The following is a 464-nucleotide window of genomic DNA, read 5'->3' as shown; positions in this document are numbered from 1 at the left end:
GTCCAGGGACCTGAAGGCGATCACCGGCACGGGTACGGACCGGGTCACCCCCCATACGTCCGTCGCGCCGACGAGCACCGGCACCGACGACGACAGCGACGACGACGACAGCGGCGGCGACCGCCACGGCGGCGAGAACCGTGGCGACGACGACGCGACCGGGAACATCCCTGCCCGCGGCGAAGTCTCCACCGACGACCCGGACTTCACCAACGGCACCGCCACCGTCGACGGCGACACCGCCGATTACCGCTTCGCCTCGGTCTCCGCGACCACCGGCGCCGGTGTGACCCTGACCGTCCACGCGGGCGCCCCGCTCGCCACCGAGCAGAAGGCGGTGGGCAGCGTGCGCGGCGCGATGCTGCTCGGGCTGCCCGTCATGCTGCTGATCGTCGCCGCGGTGACCTGGCTGATGACGAGGCGCGCGCTGCGGCCCGTCGAGGGCATCCGGGCGGAGATGGCCG

At 73.5% G+C, this 464-nt stretch carries 1 protein-coding gene; it reads left to right on the top strand.

What is annotated here, in order from left to right; genetic code table 11:
* Nucleotides 1-464 (top strand): hypothetical protein (locus AC1DYK_RS35750; protein WP_478170578.1); only part of this gene is annotated, 464 nt, incomplete at both ends.

The organism is Variovorax sp. P2_H12 (assembly GCF_056403395.1).
The sequence above is the reverse complement of the archived record's forward strand: the minus strand, read 5'-3'. Positions and strand labels throughout refer to the sequence as shown.